Source organism: Chryseobacterium sp. YR221 (assembly GCF_900176315.1).
GTDB classification, from domain to species: domain Bacteria; phylum Bacteroidota; class Bacteroidia; order Flavobacteriales; family Weeksellaceae; genus Chryseobacterium; species Chryseobacterium rhizosphaerae.
The window spans coordinates 389,698-406,168 of the sequence record NZ_FWXM01000005.1 but is presented as its reverse complement, the minus strand read 5'-3'; the positions used below and the strand labels follow the sequence as shown (position 1 = coordinate 406,168).

Here is a 16,471-nt window from a genome sequence, read left to right as displayed (position 1 = left end):
TTTAGGCATTTAAAATTTCGTTAAACAAATCCATAAGCTCTTCATTGGCTTCCTGTCCTCCATTTTTGGTTTTAAAATAATCTTTGAACAATATTCCTATATCTTGATTTAAATTGATTTCATAGTGCTCTTGTCCGGTCATTTCACTGTTTTTGATTTTTGGAATAAGATGAACGATACCGGAATGAGACTGGTAGATCATCTTTCTTTCATCAGCTGTTAGGAAGGTTTCACTTTCCAAAGTCAGTTCAATAAACGTATTCGGGTTTTCATTCAGCCACCGAACGGTATCTTCCACAGAGGTAAAAGATTTCCTTACCAATGTCCTTCCATTTTTCAGCGCCTTCTTTTCAAAAGAAATATTTTTTCCCGGAAACGCTTCCATAATGGAAACATATTTTGTTTGTCCTGCCTCACTAAAACTATAACATAAAGGGGAAGAAGAGTATACAACTGGTTTTTCTGACGTTCCTATATTCTGAAAACTATGCAAATGTCCTAAAGCCGTATATTGAATTTGCTCAGGAATGGCATCCGAATAGATCAGATCTGCATTGCCAATTTTAATGGGCTTTTCTCCTTCTGGTTCCTCCAGAATTTCAGCTCCTCTTTTATTCATATACAAATGAGCGGTCAGAAGGTTAATTCCCTGCTCATCACAATATTCGTCAGCAAGATTTTTCCACATCTGTGAAAGCACTTTATTGATTTCTTCTTCTTTATTTTCACCAAAATATTCTTTTAAACGGATCTCATTGGCATAAGGTGTATGAAGAACTCTTACAGGAAAATTTATATTTTGAATAGCCAATTCGATAAAACCTTCTCTTGAATTCAGAATTTTAAAATGTTCGGTTTCAAAAGGAATAACTTCTGCTTTGGGATGGCCTATCAGAATAATTCCACATTCTCTGGCTAAAGGATCGGGAGCATCGATGAGGTTGGGAGAGTCATGGTTTCCGGAAATAGCAATCACAGGACGTTTACCATTTTGAGATAAACGTTTCAGGGTTTTATACAATAGCTCAGTAGCTTCTACTCCCGGATTAAAATTATCAAAAAGGTCACCCGCAACAATGACAAGATCAATGTTTTCTTCATCAGCAATGCCGATAATCTCTTCCATGACCAGAATTTGCTCTTCCAGACGGGAAAAGCGGTCCAGTCGTTTTCCTAAATGCCAGTCGGCGGTATGCAGAATTTTCATAAAAAGTTTATCATTGTTTAAAGGAAATATGAAATGGTATAATTCAAATTGATTGAACTAAAACCTGGATGTGAACTATAAAATACAGAACAATATTTAAACCCCATTAGGTTTGGTAATGAACGAATTCTATAGATTATGATCGGCTTCTTTTGCCTGGAAATCTTCATGAATTTGTTTTAAACGTGCTTTCCTTTCTGCTTCAGCATTTTGTATTTTACGTTTTTTCTGATCAATTTTCTTTTTATTTTTTTTCCTGTTTGCTTCGTTATTTTTGCTCATATCTTTTTGTAACGAATAATTTTTTTATGGGTAAGAAATAGCCTCATCAAAAATACTAAAGATTAAGAGTTTAAACAATTTTAGTCGGTAAGTCTGATAAAATATTTTAATTTTACTGCGTTATGGAAGAAAAATCAAAAGATCCTTTACACGGAAAAAGGCTTGATGCTATCCTTGAAGAACTGGTAGAATACTATCAGGGTTTTGAGGAATTGGGAAAACAAATCAATATAAAATGTTTTACGGATAATCCGAGTATCACTTCTTCACTGAAGTTTTTACGGAAGACGCCGTGGGCAAGAACAAAAGTTGAAAGTTTGTATCTCTTTATGCTGAGACAGAAAAAAAGAGACGAAACGAAGAGTGGAAAGTAGAAGCCAGGATATTGCTGTAAGATTCTCCTTTTACCTCTTTTCCTCTAAGCAATCATTTCAAAAATAGTATATTTGTATTATTAATCGTGAATAAGATACACGAAAAAAAGGAAAAATATGACAATTGAAAACAACCATGTTGTAGCTGTAAGTTACATACTTCACACGATCGAAGAGGATGGAAGTAAGATTCTTGTAGAAGAAACAGCACCAGAAAATCCACTTACATTTTTGTATGGTGTGGGAATGATGATTCCAAAATTTGAAGAAAATATCCTTGGTTTGAAAGCTGGTGATAAAGCAGCTTTTACAATCCAGGCTGAAGATGCTTATGGTGAAAAACAACCGGATGCTATTGCTCAATTACCTATTGAGATGTTTAAAGAATCAGGAACTCCACCTGTAGGAGCTATTTTACCTCTATCTGATAATCAGGGAAATAATTTCCAGGCATTTGTAGTAGAAGTAACACCGGAAGTTGTAGTGGCTGACCTTAACCACCCAATGGCAGGTAAAGTTTTAGATTTCCAGGTGGAAATTTTAAATACACGTCCGGCAACAGAAGAAGAATTGTCACATGGCCATGCTCATGGAATTGACGGAACTGAAGCTCACTAAAACATAATATAAATGTCCGATTTTTTCGGACATTTTTTTTGTCATACTCATATGATCAGTGATTATATTTTCTTCCGAAGACGAATCTGATCATCATAAAATGCTTTGCAGATAATTCCGGTATCTGTTTTTTCCTGAAGTTTTTGAAAAAGAGATTCTGGGTAAGAATTGGTATCGAGATAAAAAAATAAACCACAGAACTCAACTGTGGTTTATTTTTATTATAAGATTAAGAATGAATAAAATGCCTGACCCATTCCCTCTCCACCGGAAGGGTGCAAATCTCAGACGGATGGTTTGCGCATTAATTACTCCACCTATTATCTTATCTATTCGGCGTCATATTCCGTAACGTCAATAAGCGTCAGGAACCACTTGGTATCTATTTTGGTCATGAAAAATCTCAATCCATTGATAGGAGCCTTTTCTTTAGTATTTTCAGCAAGTGTTACACAAACTACATTTTTAGGGTCCGTATTAATTTTAAAAATTTCCTGATCCTTTATAGAATACTGTTCCAGGAATTTGTCTGCATAGTCATTGACCGCATTAGAGTTGAACTGAACAGATAAGCCTTCTTTTTTCCATTTTTTATTTCCCGAATCATAGGCAGGTGCTGCTTCAAACTGAATCGGAAATTGATTTTTAATGTTCCATGCCTTTTGAATGTACCCTAATGGCATACTGAAATTTACATCTTCATTTAAAACAAATCCCAGATCACCACTGCTTTTAAAAAGAACACCAACTCCATAAGTGGGATTGATATATTGGTTCATAAGGTCTCCGTTTTTAGTCTGAAAACCATTTAAAATATCCGTAACAGCTAAAGTAATCTGCTTTTTGTCATCAGCAGTCTGGGCATTGGAAAAGCTAAAGCTGCAAAGCAGAAATAGCAGAGTGTATATAATATTCTTTTTCATATCATGAGTTTAAAAATTCACCAGAAACATAATACCAACGTTCATGCATTTTTTGGAACATGGAAAATTCATGGTGAATTTGTGGATGTCCATCCTCATCGGTATAGTAGGCTTTAAATTCTACCTGATTTAAAGCGGGTGTCCGGATAATTTCCAGTCGGGTCCATTGGTTGATTTCTCCCCACTCCTGAAGATCGCGGGTATTGTGGTATTTCCTTTTTCCGGGAAGAGTGGTTTCCATTAGATATTCACCATTCGGAATAGCGAATGCCGAAAATCGGGAACGCATCAATGCTTCTGCAGTGGGAGCATGTTTTTCTCCGGTATGATAAGGCTTACAGCATTCTTCATAGGTTTTTCCTGAGCAACAGGGACAATCCATATATCTGGTTTTAAATTTGAGCCACAAAAATAATAAATATCAATAGAAACAGGCTTAGTCCGTTAAAAAAGATGAATAAATAAGTGATTGGGTAAAACATAAAAAAAAGACGCATTCCTAAAGAATACGTCTGATTGTTTTATTTAATAAACCCTCTGTTTCTTAATAAAGGTTTGATATCCGGATCATGTCCTGTGAAATCTCTGAATGCCTGGTTAAGATCTACAGAATTTCCTACAGAAAGAATATATTTTCTGAAGCGGTCACCGTTTTCTCTGGTTAATCCGCCATTATTTTTAATCCATTCCCATGCATCATTATCTAATGTTTCAGACCATAAATAAGCATAATATCCTGCTGAGTAGCCACCGCCCCAAATGTGAGCGAAATAAGGAGTATGGTATCTTGGAGGAACGGTTGATAACGTGAATCCATGATTAGTTAAGGACTGTTTTTCAAAATCCAAAACAGGGATCAGCTGGCTGTCATTGGTTACAGAATGCCAGTCCATATCCAACGCTGCAGCAGAAACCAATTCTGTGGTCATATACCCCTGGTTGAAGGTAGAAGCTTTTTTAATCTTTTCTACCAAAGCCTGTGGAATAGGCTGTTTTGTTTCAAAATGAACGGCATAATTTTTTAAGACAACCGGATCTAATGCCCAGTGTTCGTTAATTTGTGAAGGGAACTCTACAAAATCTCTCGGCACATTGGTTCCTGAAAGAGAAGGATATTTCTGACTTGCAAACATCCCGTGGATAGAGTGACCAAATTCATGGAAAATAGTGGAAACATCATCATAGCTAATTAATGATGGTTTTCCAGGAGCTGGTTTCTGATAATTATAGCAGTTTACAATCACTGGTTTTGTTCCCATCAGATAAGACTGCTCTACAAAGTTGCTCATCCATGCCCCTCCATTTTTAGAATCTCTTGTATAGAAATCCAGATAATAGATCGCAATAGATTTTCCATCATGATCAAAAACTTCATAAGTAACTACATCAGGATGATAAACAGGAAGGTCAGTTCTCTTTTTAAATGTCAGTCCATAGAATTTTTCAGCAGCAAAGAAAACTCCCTTTTCCAGAACTGTTGTGATTTCAAAATAAGGCTTTATTTCACTTTCATCAAGATCAAATTTCGCTTTTCTTACCTGTTCTGCATAGAAAGTCCAGTCCCATGGTTCTACTTTGAAACCTCCTTTCTGCTGATCGATAAGATCCTGGATATCCTTGGCTTCCTGTCTGGCTGTTTCCACGGCAGGAGTGGCCACCTGATTCATCAGCTTGGTAGCTGCTTCCGGAGTTTTTGCCATCTGATCCTGAAGTTTCCATTCAGCGTAATTCTTTTTACCTAAAATCTGAGCTTTTTTAAGTCTGAGTTTAGCCAGTTTTTCAATGGTTTCTCTGGTATCGTTGGCATCACCCTTTTCTGCTCTTGTCCATGAAGCCTTAAACAGTTTTTCTCTGGTAGCTCTGTTTTTTAAGTTTTGTAGAAGAGGCTGCTGTGTAGTATTCTGTAAAGCCAAAAGGTATTTTCCGGGCTGGCCTGCAGTTTTGGCATCGGCTGCTGCTGCAGCAATTTCATCCGCAGAAAGTCCATCCAGTTCTTTTGCGTCAGAAAAGAAGACACCCCCTTGCTTTCTTGCTTCCAGCAATTTATTGGCATATTGAGTGGAAAGAGAAGCCAGCTCCTGATTGAATTGCTTTAATTTCTCTTTATCCGCTGCAGAAAGATTAGCTCCTGCAATCTCAAAATTTTGTTTATAATATTGTACAAGTCTTTTACTTTCAGAATCCAGCCCCTCTTCTTTGATGGATTTTATTCTTTTATAAAGATTTTCATTCAGGTACATTTTGTCGGAATGCGCAGCAAAGATAGGAGCATATTCCTCATCCAGGGCTTGTAGTGTAGGATTGGTATTGGCACTGGTAAGATTTGAAAAAACAATTTGTGCCCTTCTCAGGACTTCACCACTTTTTTCCAATGCTACAATAGTATTTTCGAAAGTAGCAGTAGCTGGATTATTTGCAATTTTTACAATTTCAGCTTCATGCTGTTTTAACCCAAAATCAAAAGCAGGTTTAAAATGTTCATTTTTAATTTTATCAAATTCCGGAGCTTCATATTGAAGTTTACTTTTCTTCATGAAAGGATTGGAAGATAAAGAGGGATCCGGTGCAGGAAGTTCCTGCTGAGTATCAGTTGGTTTCATTGTGGTACAAGATTGATTAAACGCCAAAGCAGAAATTAATAATACCGATGAAATATTCTTCATAAAATAGTTGTTATTAAAGTATAAAGATATTAAAAACTTGCATCATAGAATGTATTTTGCTTAAATGTATTTAGTGAAAAGACGGTATAGGTATTTTCAAAGCTGGCTTCACTTTTTACTTCACAGGAATGTTGGATATATTTTATCCATAAATGTAAGAAAAGCTTTTATTCTAAACACTTTAATTATTTTAAAATGATGTTATATAAAAAGTTGATACAAGAAGAAAATCAAAGATTTTCGAAAAAAAATGGTGTACTTATGTATGCCCTGTGCATGTGACGTAAAAACCACTCAAGTGTCTGATGTTTTGTGTTTTTATTGAAGAGTTTAAGAGCCTTTTTAAATAAAATAAAATTAAACAATTGGTAAAATAAACTTAGGCATTCATCATTTAGTGATGAGCAATAACAGGATTTTTGAAGAAGATGTAATATTTTTCATAATTTAGTTGTTGTTAAATAATACGATCAAAGTAATAATCTATAAAATAAATAAACATGAAAAAAAGGACTCTTTTTATTTTTTCTGCCTTAGTGGTATTGGCCTCGTGTAATGAAAGACATGAGAAAAAAAACAGAGAAAAAGGTGATTGGGTAGATAAAGTGATCAATAAAGATAGCGGACCGGTACAGCAAAAGGAATTTAATGGTGATTTTGATGAAATTCAGGTTTCTCAGGCGATTGATGCTGAGGTAATAAAATCTGAAACAGAGAAAGTTGTTATTTCGGCTCCTCAAAGTATCATTAATGAGATTCTTGTGGACAATGAAGGAGGAAAGCTTCATATTCATTATAAGCCGGGGATCAGAGTGATGAATATCAATAAGGTGACTGCAAAAATTTATACCAAAGACTTTACAAAACTGATTGCAGGATCAGCCGCAAAAATAACGGTAAAGGATAAATTTACTCAGGAAAAAACAGATATTGAGATATCCAGTGCAGGAAGTGTTTCCGGGGATCTGGAAGCTAATGATTTTGAGATTACAGCAGGTAGCAGCAGTAATTTCAGTGGAAAAATCTGGGCTGTCAACCTTGATATAGAATCTTCATCAGGATCCAGTATTGAAATTTCAGGTAAGGCTAAACATGCAGATATCAATTCTTCTTCAGGAAGCAGCATATCGGCAAGAAGCGTTATTGCAGATAATGTAGAGGCTGAGGCTTCAAGTGGGGCAAGCGTTCAGATTAGTGCTGTTACGAGTGTAAAAGCAAGTGCTTCATCAGGTGGAAGTGTAGATATTACTAAAAAAGGAGAACTTAAAAATGTTACTAAAGAAGAAAGTAGTGGCGGAAGTGTAAATATTCAATAAATTAATCCTGGGATTCTTCCTCATCTTCTTCATCAGCAGATGAGGATCCTTCCCAATTTTTATTATCAAAATTAAGATTATCATAAGCTAATAATTCCTCCTCTCGCTGGAGGATTTCTTTTGTCGTAAATAATGCTATATCATCATCATCCTTTGCCCTTGCCAGTTTTCTGATAGAAGCCTTATCAATAGCCATAAATCTTTGGCCAAGACGTCTGGCGGCATATTTTCTCATCCCTGCTTCATGAAGTACATCTACAGCCATATCTACCGCGGTACCTAATGTTTCCCGATAAATATGATTGATTCCGTTATTCAGGTAATTATAAGCATCAATTCTGTTTTTTGCTCTTACAAAGATCTTCACCCCCGGATAATGTTCACGAACAAGTTCGGCAATGAATTTATTGTCATCGGGATCATCCAGACATAGGATCAGAATTTCGGCGTCTTCAATACCTGCTGCCCTTAAAATTGGTATTCTGGTAGCATCACCGTAATATACTTTAAAACCATAACTTCTCAGCAGCTTTACACGGTCTGAATCTCTGTCCAGAACTGTTGCTGACATTTTGTTTGCCTTTAAAAGACGTCCCACGGTACTTCCAAAATGTCCGAAACCTACAATAATAATTTTCTTTTGACTCACATCACTGTCCAGAATATTGAAATCATGTTCCTCCTCAGGAATTTCTTTAATGAATTTTGGGGTAATAAACTTATCATTTACAATAAGAAGGATAGGAGTGATGCACATGGTAATTGCTGTAACAGCCATTAATTGTGCATTCAGTTCGGGGCTCAACAGATAAAGGTCCGAAGCATAATTGATCAGGACAAAGGCAAATTCTCCCACCTGGGAAAGCGCAAATGCGTAGAAAAGGCTTTGTGGAGTATCTATCCTGAAAAACTTCCCGATAGCGTATAAGACAATAAATTTTACCGTTACCACTGCAAAAACGGTACTAAATATAAATAAAGGATCCTGCTGGATAATATTAAAATTGATGGTAGAGCCTACACTCACAAAAAATACAGCCAATAAAAGACCTTTAAAAGGATTGATCTGTGCTTCAAGCTCATGACGGAATTCACTGTTGGCCAGCATTACTCCGGCAAGAAAGGCACCCAATGCGGGAGAAAGACCAATAACGATCATCAGCTCAGAAACACCAATCACTAAAAATAGGGAAGAGGCAGTTAAGAGTTCTGTCATTCCTGATTTTGAAACATAACGTAAAAAAGGAACAAATACATATCTTCCTAATAAAATCAACAGAGCTACTCCTATAATTACTGTTCCGGCCTGAAGCCACTCCGGAAGTTTTTGAATCAGAATCTGAATTTCATTATCATGATGTTTCGCTTTGTAGTTGGCAATGATGGGAAGTATAGCCAGAATAGGAATTACCGAAATATCCTGAAATAGCAAGGTAGAGAATGAAGCTTCTCCTGCTGTTGTTTTAAAACTGTTTTTTTCCTGTAAAGTCTGCAGTACAATTGCTGTAGAAGAAAGAGCAAAACACATGGCCACGGCTACGGCCTTATCTACTCTCCAACCCACACTGATGAATATCACAAAAAGTAAAGAAATCGTAAGTACCATTTGCGTGAGGCCCAGGCCCATGATTTTCTTACGCATATCCCAAAATTTTCGCGGTTCCAGCTCAAGTCCTACCAGAAATAAGAGCATGATCACTCCAAATTCACTGGCGTGCATAATATCATTTACATTATTTCCTGTAAGCCTGAGAACATAAGGACCAATGATGATCCCCCCTAAAATATAACCGATCACAGAACTTAGGCCAAATTTTCGGGCCAGTGGAACCATGATAATAGCTACACCTAGGAAAAGTAATGTGTTCATTGCTAAACTGGATTCCATATTCTATTGGTTGAGAAGTTCTGTAAATTCTTTTTTATGTAAAATGATTTCTTTTTTTGAAAGCTTATTGGCTTCGTAAACAATCTTAATATGTTTGATATCTGCTTTGAAAACCTTTAAAGAAACGATCAGTCCGCTGATCAGTTCATCAACGGTGTATTCATACGTTCCTGTTTTGCTGAAAGATCTTTCCTTTCCTCCGGTAGTGATCAGGATATAAACTTCTTTATTTTCTAAAGGATTATTTTTTCCCGGCTGAAGCCAATCTCTATCGAAAACTTCATCGATCCACAATCTTAATAATGGAGGCATTCCAAACCATATCAGTGGGAACTGGAAGACAAAGCGGTCATAGTTGGCAAGACGTTTTCTCTCTCTGAAGGCGGCGATATGAAAATCAGGATATTCTTCATAAAGATCTCGTAAGGTATAATGCTGGTGGCGAACGTAGAAATTGATGAGCTCTACATTCGAATTAGAGTGCTCCAGATAAGGGTGAGCAAATACTACCAGCGTCTTCTTCATAATCCTGTTTTCAGTAAATATAGTAAAAAAATAATGAATAAAAGGTAGGTTTTGGTTTGATTTATTAATTTTTTAATATGGAAAAGGCAATTTACTATTGAGAAAAAGCAAAAAAACAATAGTATTTTGAGTTTTTAAATAAAAAAATCAGGCCATACTGGCCTGATCTGTTTCTATGTATTGTTTCTGTGTTAAAGGATTACCATCCACCGGATGCACCGCCGCCTCCAAAACTTCCGCCACCGCCGAAGCCTCCAAAGCCGCCGCCTCCACCGCCGGAACTTCCACCACCGAAGCCTCCGCCTCCAAAACTTCCAGGGAATGGGAAGAATCCACCAGGATAGTTTCTGCGTCCTCTTCTTGTGATAATGACATCATCATCGTCATCGTTGTTCCCTCTGCCGGGGCCACCACCTCTGTTGCCAAAAAGAATGGCTATAATGATGAAAATGACAAAAGCAATGAGGAGTACTTTAAATGCGCTTCCATTACCGGAAGGGGCTGTGGTTTCTTCAGGTTTAAATTTCCCCTGAACAGCTTCCATAATGGCTGAGGTACCGCGATTGATGCCCTCATACCAAAGTCCTTTCCGGAAATTAGGGGTCACGATATAATCCAGAATCTGTCCTGCTACGGAAGCTGTGAGATATTGCTCTACGGCTCTTCCCTGCTGGATAGACATCGTTCTGTCTTCTGTAGCAACCAGGAAAACAACTCCATTATCTACTCCTTTTTTTCCGATCTTCCATTTCTGACCAAACATGGTGGCCAGAAAGTTCACATCTTCTCCTTTCGTAGACTTGATGATTACGACTTCAATTTCCGTTGAGGTTGAATCTGCAAATTTGATCAGCTTATTATTAAGCTCATCCTTTTCCTGCTGAGAAAGCAGTCCGGCTTCATCAAAAACCGGATATAGCACTGCCGGCTTTTCAGGAACAGTATATTGTGCTGATACAAAACTGTACAAGCAGATCAATAAAAATGAAAATACTATTTTAAGAGAACGTAATTTCATTCGGGAGTTGGTTTGGGTTTTCTCCTTTCACAGGAAAATATTTTTTGAGTTCAAGACCTGTTTCCAGGATGGCACTTTTTAGTGCCTGGTGATAATTTCCTTTGGCAAATTCAGAGGTCACATAGTCATGCAAATGATCCCAGTAAGATTGCTGTACTTTTTCATGTATCCCGATATCTCCAATGATGGTCAGATATTTTTGTTCGAAATTAATATGAAAAAGCACGGCGTTTCTATCCGCTGTTTTATCCATACAAAGCTCTTTGAATACTTCAAATGCAGTTTTTGCATTTCGTTCTTCCGTATTGGAATCGATATGCACCCTGATCTCGCCTGTAGAATGATCTTCTGCTGACTGAATCGCTTCCACAAGGGAAGCGATCTGTTGATTTGTAAGGAAATTACTCATTATTTGAATACCTCAGGTGCCTTTTGAGCTCCTGCTTCAGCTTTGAAATAAGGTTTTTCTTTAAAGTTGGTAAAATTCGCCAAAATATTATTGGGGAAAGTTTTGATGGAGGTATTGTAATCCTGCGCAGCCTCATTGTAATATACAGTTTCTGTTCTGATACTGTTCTCAATAGCGGTATATTCTCTTTGGAAGTTGATATACTGCTGGTCTGCTTTTAAATTTGGATAAGACTCCACAACGGCCATCAATCGGCTTAAAGCTCCGGACAATTCTCCTTGTGCAGCCTGGAATTTAGCAATGTCAGCATCTGTCATATTCGTAGGGTCAACATTGATAGAAGTTGCTTTGGAACGTGCCTCAACCACTTGTGTTAAAGTTTCCTGTTCAAATTTTGAATAAGACTTAACTGTTCTTTCCAGGTTCGGGATAAGATTGGCTCTTTTCTGATATACGGTCTCTATATTAGACCATTTTGTGTTCACAGTCTGTTCTTTGGTCACGAAGTTATTATATCCGCTTTTTCCCCAAAAGAATAGAATTGCAACAATAACAAGGAGGGCAATACCAATTGTTCCGGCGCCCAGACATCCTTTATTTTTCATAGTTTATTTTTTTTTAATTTTTTGTGCTAATCAAATATACAAATTATGTGCTAATTTTGTAGAAAATTATTTGAATGACAACAATAGTGGTGGCAATGGGAGAGAAAAATGAAATTGGTTTTGAAAACCAGTTACTTTGGCATCTTCCCAAAGATTTAAAACATTTTAAAGATCTTACTTCGGGGCATCCGATTATTATGGGGAGAAAAACGTATGAAAGTATCGGGAAGCCTCTTCCTAACCGTACCAACATTGTTGTTTCAAGAAAAAAAGATTGGTTTGAAGAAGGAATTCTTATTGTAGGCAGCCTTAAAGAGGCGGTGAAGTTTGCAAAAAAAATAGATGAAGAAGTTTTTATTATTGGTGGTGGCAATATCTATGAGCAGACGATGAATGTGGTAGATAAACTTGAGGTAACCTTAGTAAAAGCTGATCTGAAGGCTGATACATTTTTCCCAAAAATTGATGGGAAGATCTGGAAAAAGACCAATGAAATCTGTCATGAGAAAGATGAGAAAAACGCTTATGATTTCTGCTTCCAGACGTTTGAAAAAATAAAGACCGAAGAGAAGGGGTAAACATCAATAGTCAGTTTTTGCTCTGCAAATGAATAGTGAATGTCTTTAGCTTACATAAAAATAGACAGACTAAGCATATTGACAATTCATAATTGACTTTTTTGGACTGTAAACCTTAAACTCTAAACCTTAAATTTATTATCTTTGCACTTCTAAAATTTAATAATGAATAAATACATAAAAATTGTAATAGCAGCTCTTCTTATCCTTACGGGAGTTTATATGATGTTTTTTACAAGAAATCTGGGCTGGGGGATTGTTGTTTTTCTTCTTGCAGCATTTCCGATCCTTCTTTTCTTTAAAAATGAATATATCCTTTTGGCTTTCTGGCAACTGAGAAAGCAGAATATGGAAAAAGCTGCAGAATGGCTGACTAAGATTACCAACTATCAGTCACAGCTTCACAAAACCCAATATGGATATTTCCACTATTTACTGGGATTAACGCAAGCTCAGGATCATCCTACCAAAGTAGAACCTTTGATGAAAAAAGCATTGGAATACGGTTTAAATATGAAGCATGACAGAGCTATGGCTACTTTAAATCTTGCTGCATCGGCTATCTCTAAAGGAAGAAAGCAGGAAGGTCAGAAATTGTTGGAAGAAGCAAAAAGATTAGATACGGCAGGAATGATGACAGATCAGATCAAAATGATGAAAGATCAGTTGAAAATGCCTACGATGCAAAAGCATATGCATAATCCTAATATGAGACAAAGAGGGAAGTTCTACTAATTGATTTTCTCTTATACATTATAGACAAGGTCCTGATTTTTTCAGGACTTTTTTTTGTACTTATAACAAGTGGAGGTCAAGTTTCTTACCTGAAAAAGGATTTGTAGGATAAATATTTTCTTTTACAAAGAGTAAAAGATCCCGTTTTTTAAATTTGTCCCGGAGACCATCGTCGTAAAAGTTATGTTTCCAATTTTTGTAGTGAACAGAACCCTATAGAAAATTACATTTCCGAATTATGGTCATAGCCATAAAACTTAGGCATCTGCCAGTGATATTTTACGGCAAAGGTTCTGATGGCAACGATCAGTAAAATAGTAAAGATCTGTATAAAAGTATAGGATAGCGGAGTATATTTTGTCATCAGTAAAAATGCTGCCCCTCCTACAATACAGGCGGTTGCATAGATCTCTTTTCTGAAAATCAACGGAATTCTGTTCAGTAAGATATCCCGGATAATCCCACCAAAACAGCCGGTAATGGTTCCCAGTCCGATACAGATCAAAGGATGAATCCCTACGTTTAGCCCTTTTTGAATCCCAATAATGGTAAATAACCCCAATCCGAAACTATCAAAGATAAACAAGGTTACTTTAAAATTCTTTTCAAGAGATTTGAAGACCATTGAAAATATGCTGGTAATGAGGATCAATGCACACATGAGAAGATCATGCATCCAGAATACAGGAATGTCCAGCAGGAGATCCCTCACCGTTCCTCCACCTACAGAAGTAACAAAGGCAATAATAAGTACCCCAAACGGATCAAGCCGTTTTTGCATCGCTGCAAAACTTCCTGACATGGAAAAGGCAATGGTTCCAAGTACTTCTATGGCGAAATTGAACTGTTCGTGCATATAGTTATAAGTGATAAATAATAAGTAGTGAGCAATGAGTAATAAAAATTATGCCATTTAAATTTGTGATAGTTTGAACTTATATTTGGTCATGACTTTTACTAATTCTTCACATTCTGTTTTTAAATATAGAATTTTTTTCAGGATTTACATATTCTAATTCTTCAATGATCTCAAGCCAAAGCTGAGTTTCATCAATTTCTTCAACAACAATATATATTTTAGCAAATTTTTCTTTTTCAGATCTTGCTCTTGAAACAGCTCTGTAATTTGCTGCTACAGAAGTAGCTGATCGGATGATCTGTTTCCTTATTATTGAAAGGTCATCAGAATAGGGTAATGAAGAAAGTGTTCTAATGATAGCAATAGAAAAGTTTTTAAAATCCATACTATCAAAATTACTTATTACTCATTGCCAGTTACCTATGTTTTATCTCTTCACTCTCACGGAATCGGGAACCATCAGTTCGTATTCTCCTCCGTGGGTGATGATTTCTCTTACAATGCTACTGCTGATAAAAGATTTACCGGATGAAGTTAATAAAAATACGGTTTCCAGTTTTTTGTGAGCTAATGTCCTGTTGGTATGAGCGATTGCTTTTTCAAATTCAAAATCAGCAGGATTTCTTAAACCTCTTAGAATGTACTGGGCATTTTTTTCAAAACAGTAATCTACTGTTAATCCTTCAAATGAATCTACTTCTACATTGGGGAATTCCGCCACAGAGTTTTGAATAAATTCCATCCTTTTTTCAAGAGGAAACATATATTTCTTCTGAGAATTCTGCCCAATGGCAATAATTAACTTATCAAATAGCGGTGCCGCTCTTTCTATAATATCGTAATGTCCCAAAGTAATAGGATCAAAAGATCCTGGGAAAACAGCAATTTTCATATCCTAGTTGTTTTCGTTTGATTTTTCGTAGAACAGCCTTAGGTTTTCAAGATTTAGGCTGCAGTTGTTATTTATAACCTGATTGGAAGATAGATTTAAAATCAAATCATTTCTTCCTATAACTTTTGAATTTGTATAAATTTTATCAATTGGATGAAATGTAATCTTACTTTCAAAATTCCCGTCCGCATTTTTTCTTATTATACCTGAAAATAATACTTTATGGTCTAAAGAGCTAATTTCAAAATAATTGGGAACTGTTTCATTATCAATAATCACATTTTGCTTTTTGACATAGCTGAAACACTTTTGGTCATCCAGATAGATTGCTTCATTAGCAAAATTGATATGCTTCGGCTCAAGCTGATTTTTTGGCAAATGCAGTTTAAGCGGAGTAAAATCTTTTTGAGCCGATGCCAAAGAGGAAATAAATATTGAAATGGTAAGAAGTCTGATCATTGCATTTATTTATTAAGTGCTTTTTCAACTTCATTTCCGCAAAGATCCAAAAGGGAAATTCCATAATATTTTGCCTGCTGTGGAAGAATACTTGCAGGAGAGAATCCCGGATTGGTATTCATTTCAAGCATATAGGGGATTCCATCCATTAGAATATATTCACTTCTTGAAAACCCGCTCATTCCTAATGAATTGTAAGCTCTTTTTGCTATTTCTTCCACTCTTTTTGTGGTTTCTGCATCAATTCTTGCCGGAGTAATTTCTTCTGAAGCTCCTTCATATTTTGCTTCATAATCAAAAAACTCATTGGTAGGTACAATTTCGGTAATTCCCAGTACTATGGTTTCTCCTTTAAAGTCTATAACTCCTACAGAGACCTCCATTCCGTTCAGGAAGCTCTCAATCAGGATTTCATCATCTTCTTTGAAAGCTATTTCTGTAGCGGCAATCAATTCTGATTTTTCTTTTACTTTTGAAATTCCCAAAGATGATCCGGACTGGTTCGGTTTCACAAAAACCGGAAGACTTAATTCTTCTATAATTTTATCAACATTAATAGTTTCTCCTTTTCTTAAGTATACACTTTTGGCTGAAGGAATTCCATATTTTGATAATACAGCAAGGGTGTCTTTTTTATTGAAGGTAAGAGCACTCTGATAAAAATCGCATCCCGTATATCGCTGGCCTATTGCATCCCAATATGCTTGTAGAATTCCATTTTCTCCCGGAGTTCCATGGATGGTATTGAAGCAGACATCAAATTTTAATTTTTCACCATTATCTAAAATTACAGAAAAATCTCCTTTATTGATGTCGTATTTTTTATCATTTTCTCCCAAAAAGTACCATTCATCTTTTAGAATGACTACTTTATATACATCATATAGATTTCTGTCTAAAGAATCATAAATCAACTGTCCGCTTTTTAAGGAAACAACATATTCATCAGAATAGCCTCCCATTACTACGGCAACGCTTTTTTTGTTCATAACCATATAGTATCAATTAAGGCAAATTTAATCATTTTATGCAATGCAATATGGGAAAACTGGAAATTTTAAAATCAAAAATGAATTGTTAAATAAAAAGCACATTCTAAAATTATTAGTTATATTTGCGG

At 36.1% G+C, this 16,471-nt stretch carries 20 protein-coding genes; 5 read left to right on the top strand and 15 right to left on the bottom strand.

Features of this window, described 5'->3' with window-relative positions; genetic code table 11:
* Window position 1: 1 nt before the first annotated feature.
* Window positions 2-1,207 carry a metallophosphoesterase family protein gene (locus B8967_RS16985; protein WP_084086839.1) on the bottom strand — a complete coding sequence of 402 codons (1,206 nt, stop codon included), beginning with the start codon at window positions 1,205-1,207 and terminating at the stop codon, window positions 2-4.
* Between the two features lie 129 nt (window positions 1,208-1,336).
* The gene (locus B8967_RS22565) at window positions 1,337-1,489 is read right to left on the bottom strand and encodes a hypothetical protein (protein WP_179140080.1); all 153 of its coding nucleotides are present in this window, start codon (window positions 1,487-1,489) and stop codon (window positions 1,337-1,339) included.
* 122 nt (window positions 1,490-1,611) lie between these two features.
* On the opposite strand from B8967_RS22565, the gene B8967_RS16980 reads away from it, so the two are divergent.
* The gene (locus B8967_RS16980; protein WP_047493085.1) at window positions 1,612-1,863 is read left to right on the top strand and encodes a VF530 family protein; all 252 of its coding nucleotides are present in this window, start codon (window positions 1,612-1,614) and stop codon (window positions 1,861-1,863) included.
* Window positions 1,864-1,980: 117 nt separating this feature from the next.
* The gene (locus tag B8967_RS16975; protein ID WP_084086838.1) at window positions 1,981-2,481 is read left to right on the top strand and encodes an FKBP-type peptidyl-prolyl cis-trans isomerase; all 501 of its coding nucleotides are present in this window, start codon (window positions 1,981-1,983) and stop codon (window positions 2,479-2,481) included.
* Between the two features lie 329 nt (window positions 2,482-2,810).
* On the opposite strand, the gene B8967_RS16970 is transcribed toward B8967_RS16975, so the two are convergent.
* From B8967_RS16970 to B8967_RS16960, 3 genes are all read right to left on the bottom strand, one after another.
* Window positions 2,811-3,404, bottom strand: coding sequence for a hypothetical protein (locus tag B8967_RS16970; RefSeq protein ID WP_084086837.1), 594 nt, complete (start codon window positions 3,402-3,404; stop codon window positions 2,811-2,813).
* A gap of 1 nt (window position 3,405) precedes the next feature.
* Entirely contained in the window at window positions 3,406-3,786 is a 381-nt protein-coding gene (locus B8967_RS16965) for a YchJ family protein (protein WP_047493094.1), read from the bottom strand.
* A 139-nt stretch (window positions 3,787-3,925) separates the two neighbouring features.
* On the bottom strand, window positions 3,926-6,067 hold the full coding sequence (locus tag B8967_RS16960) for a M3 family metallopeptidase (protein ID WP_084086836.1): 2,142 nt from the start codon (window positions 6,065-6,067) through the stop codon (window positions 3,926-3,928).
* Window positions 6,068-6,567: 500 nt separating this feature from the next.
* Here B8967_RS16960 and B8967_RS16955 point away from each other — a divergent pair, with 500 nt between their 5' ends.
* The gene (locus B8967_RS16955; RefSeq protein WP_047493099.1) at window positions 6,568-7,383 is read left to right on the top strand and encodes a GIN domain-containing protein; all 816 of its coding nucleotides are present in this window, start codon (window positions 6,568-6,570) and stop codon (window positions 7,381-7,383) included.
* Window position 7,384: 1 nt separating this feature from the next.
* On the opposite strand, the gene B8967_RS16950 is transcribed toward B8967_RS16955, so the two are convergent.
* From B8967_RS16950 to B8967_RS16930, 5 genes are all read right to left on the bottom strand, one after another.
* Window positions 7,385-9,271: a monovalent cation:proton antiporter-2 (CPA2) family protein gene (locus B8967_RS16950; RefSeq protein ID WP_084086835.1), complete on the bottom strand. Its 1,887-nt coding sequence runs from the start codon at window positions 9,269-9,271 to the stop codon at window positions 7,385-7,387.
* Between the two features lie 3 nt (window positions 9,272-9,274).
* The gene (locus B8967_RS16945; protein ID WP_047493104.1) at window positions 9,275-9,796 is read right to left on the bottom strand and encodes an NAD(P)H-dependent oxidoreductase; all 522 of its coding nucleotides are present in this window, start codon (window positions 9,794-9,796) and stop codon (window positions 9,275-9,277) included.
* Window positions 9,797-9,995: 199 nt separating this feature from the next.
* Complete coding sequence (locus tag B8967_RS16940; protein WP_047493107.1) at window positions 9,996-10,814, bottom strand: TPM domain-containing protein; 819 nt, start codon at window positions 10,812-10,814, stop codon at window positions 9,996-9,998.
* Window positions 10,795-11,223, bottom strand: a complete 429-nt coding sequence (locus B8967_RS16935) for a TPM domain-containing protein (RefSeq protein WP_174772371.1) — start codon at window positions 11,221-11,223, stop codon at window positions 10,795-10,797. Before B8967_RS16935 ends, B8967_RS16940 begins: the two co-directional genes overlap by 20 nt.
* Window positions 11,223-11,828, bottom strand: coding sequence for a LemA family protein (locus tag B8967_RS16930; RefSeq protein ID WP_047493113.1), 606 nt, complete (start codon window positions 11,826-11,828; stop codon window positions 11,223-11,225). Before B8967_RS16930 ends, B8967_RS16935 begins: the two co-directional genes overlap by 1 nt.
* 74 nt (window positions 11,829-11,902) lie before the next feature.
* On the opposite strand from B8967_RS16930, the gene B8967_RS16925 reads away from it, so the two are divergent.
* Both B8967_RS16925 and B8967_RS16920 read left to right on the top strand, forming a co-directional pair.
* On the top strand, window positions 11,903-12,406 hold the full coding sequence (locus B8967_RS16925; protein WP_084086834.1) for a dihydrofolate reductase: 504 nt from the start codon (window positions 11,903-11,905) through the stop codon (window positions 12,404-12,406).
* 165 nt (window positions 12,407-12,571) lie between these two features.
* Window positions 12,572-13,141 (top strand): tetratricopeptide repeat protein, encoded by a 570-nt coding sequence (locus B8967_RS16920; RefSeq protein WP_047493121.1) that lies wholly within the window; start codon window positions 12,572-12,574, stop codon window positions 13,139-13,141.
* Window positions 13,142-13,364: 223 nt separating this feature from the next.
* On the opposite strand, the gene B8967_RS16915 is transcribed toward B8967_RS16920, so the two are convergent.
* The 5 genes from B8967_RS16915 to B8967_RS16895 form a co-directional block, all read right to left on the bottom strand.
* A complete protein-coding gene (locus B8967_RS16915) occupies window positions 13,365-13,997 on the bottom strand; it encodes a trimeric intracellular cation channel family protein (RefSeq protein ID WP_047493124.1) in 633 nt (210 codons plus the stop codon).
* A gap of 109 nt (window positions 13,998-14,106) precedes the next feature.
* Window positions 14,107-14,385, bottom strand: a complete 279-nt coding sequence (locus B8967_RS16910) for a four helix bundle protein (protein ID WP_228406240.1) — start codon at window positions 14,383-14,385, stop codon at window positions 14,107-14,109.
* A 42-nt stretch (window positions 14,386-14,427) separates the two neighbouring features.
* Entirely contained in the window at window positions 14,428-14,892 is a 465-nt protein-coding gene (coaD, locus tag B8967_RS16905) for a pantetheine-phosphate adenylyltransferase (protein WP_047493126.1), read from the bottom strand.
* A 3-nt stretch (window positions 14,893-14,895) separates the two neighbouring features.
* A complete protein-coding gene (locus B8967_RS16900; protein WP_084086833.1) occupies window positions 14,896-15,351 on the bottom strand; it encodes a hypothetical protein in 456 nt (151 codons plus the stop codon).
* A 5-nt stretch (window positions 15,352-15,356) separates the two neighbouring features.
* On the bottom strand, window positions 15,357-16,340 hold the full coding sequence (locus B8967_RS16895; RefSeq protein ID WP_047493217.1) for a D-alanine--D-alanine ligase: 984 nt from the start codon (window positions 16,338-16,340) through the stop codon (window positions 15,357-15,359).
* Between the last annotated feature and the right edge of the window lie 131 nt (window positions 16,341-16,471).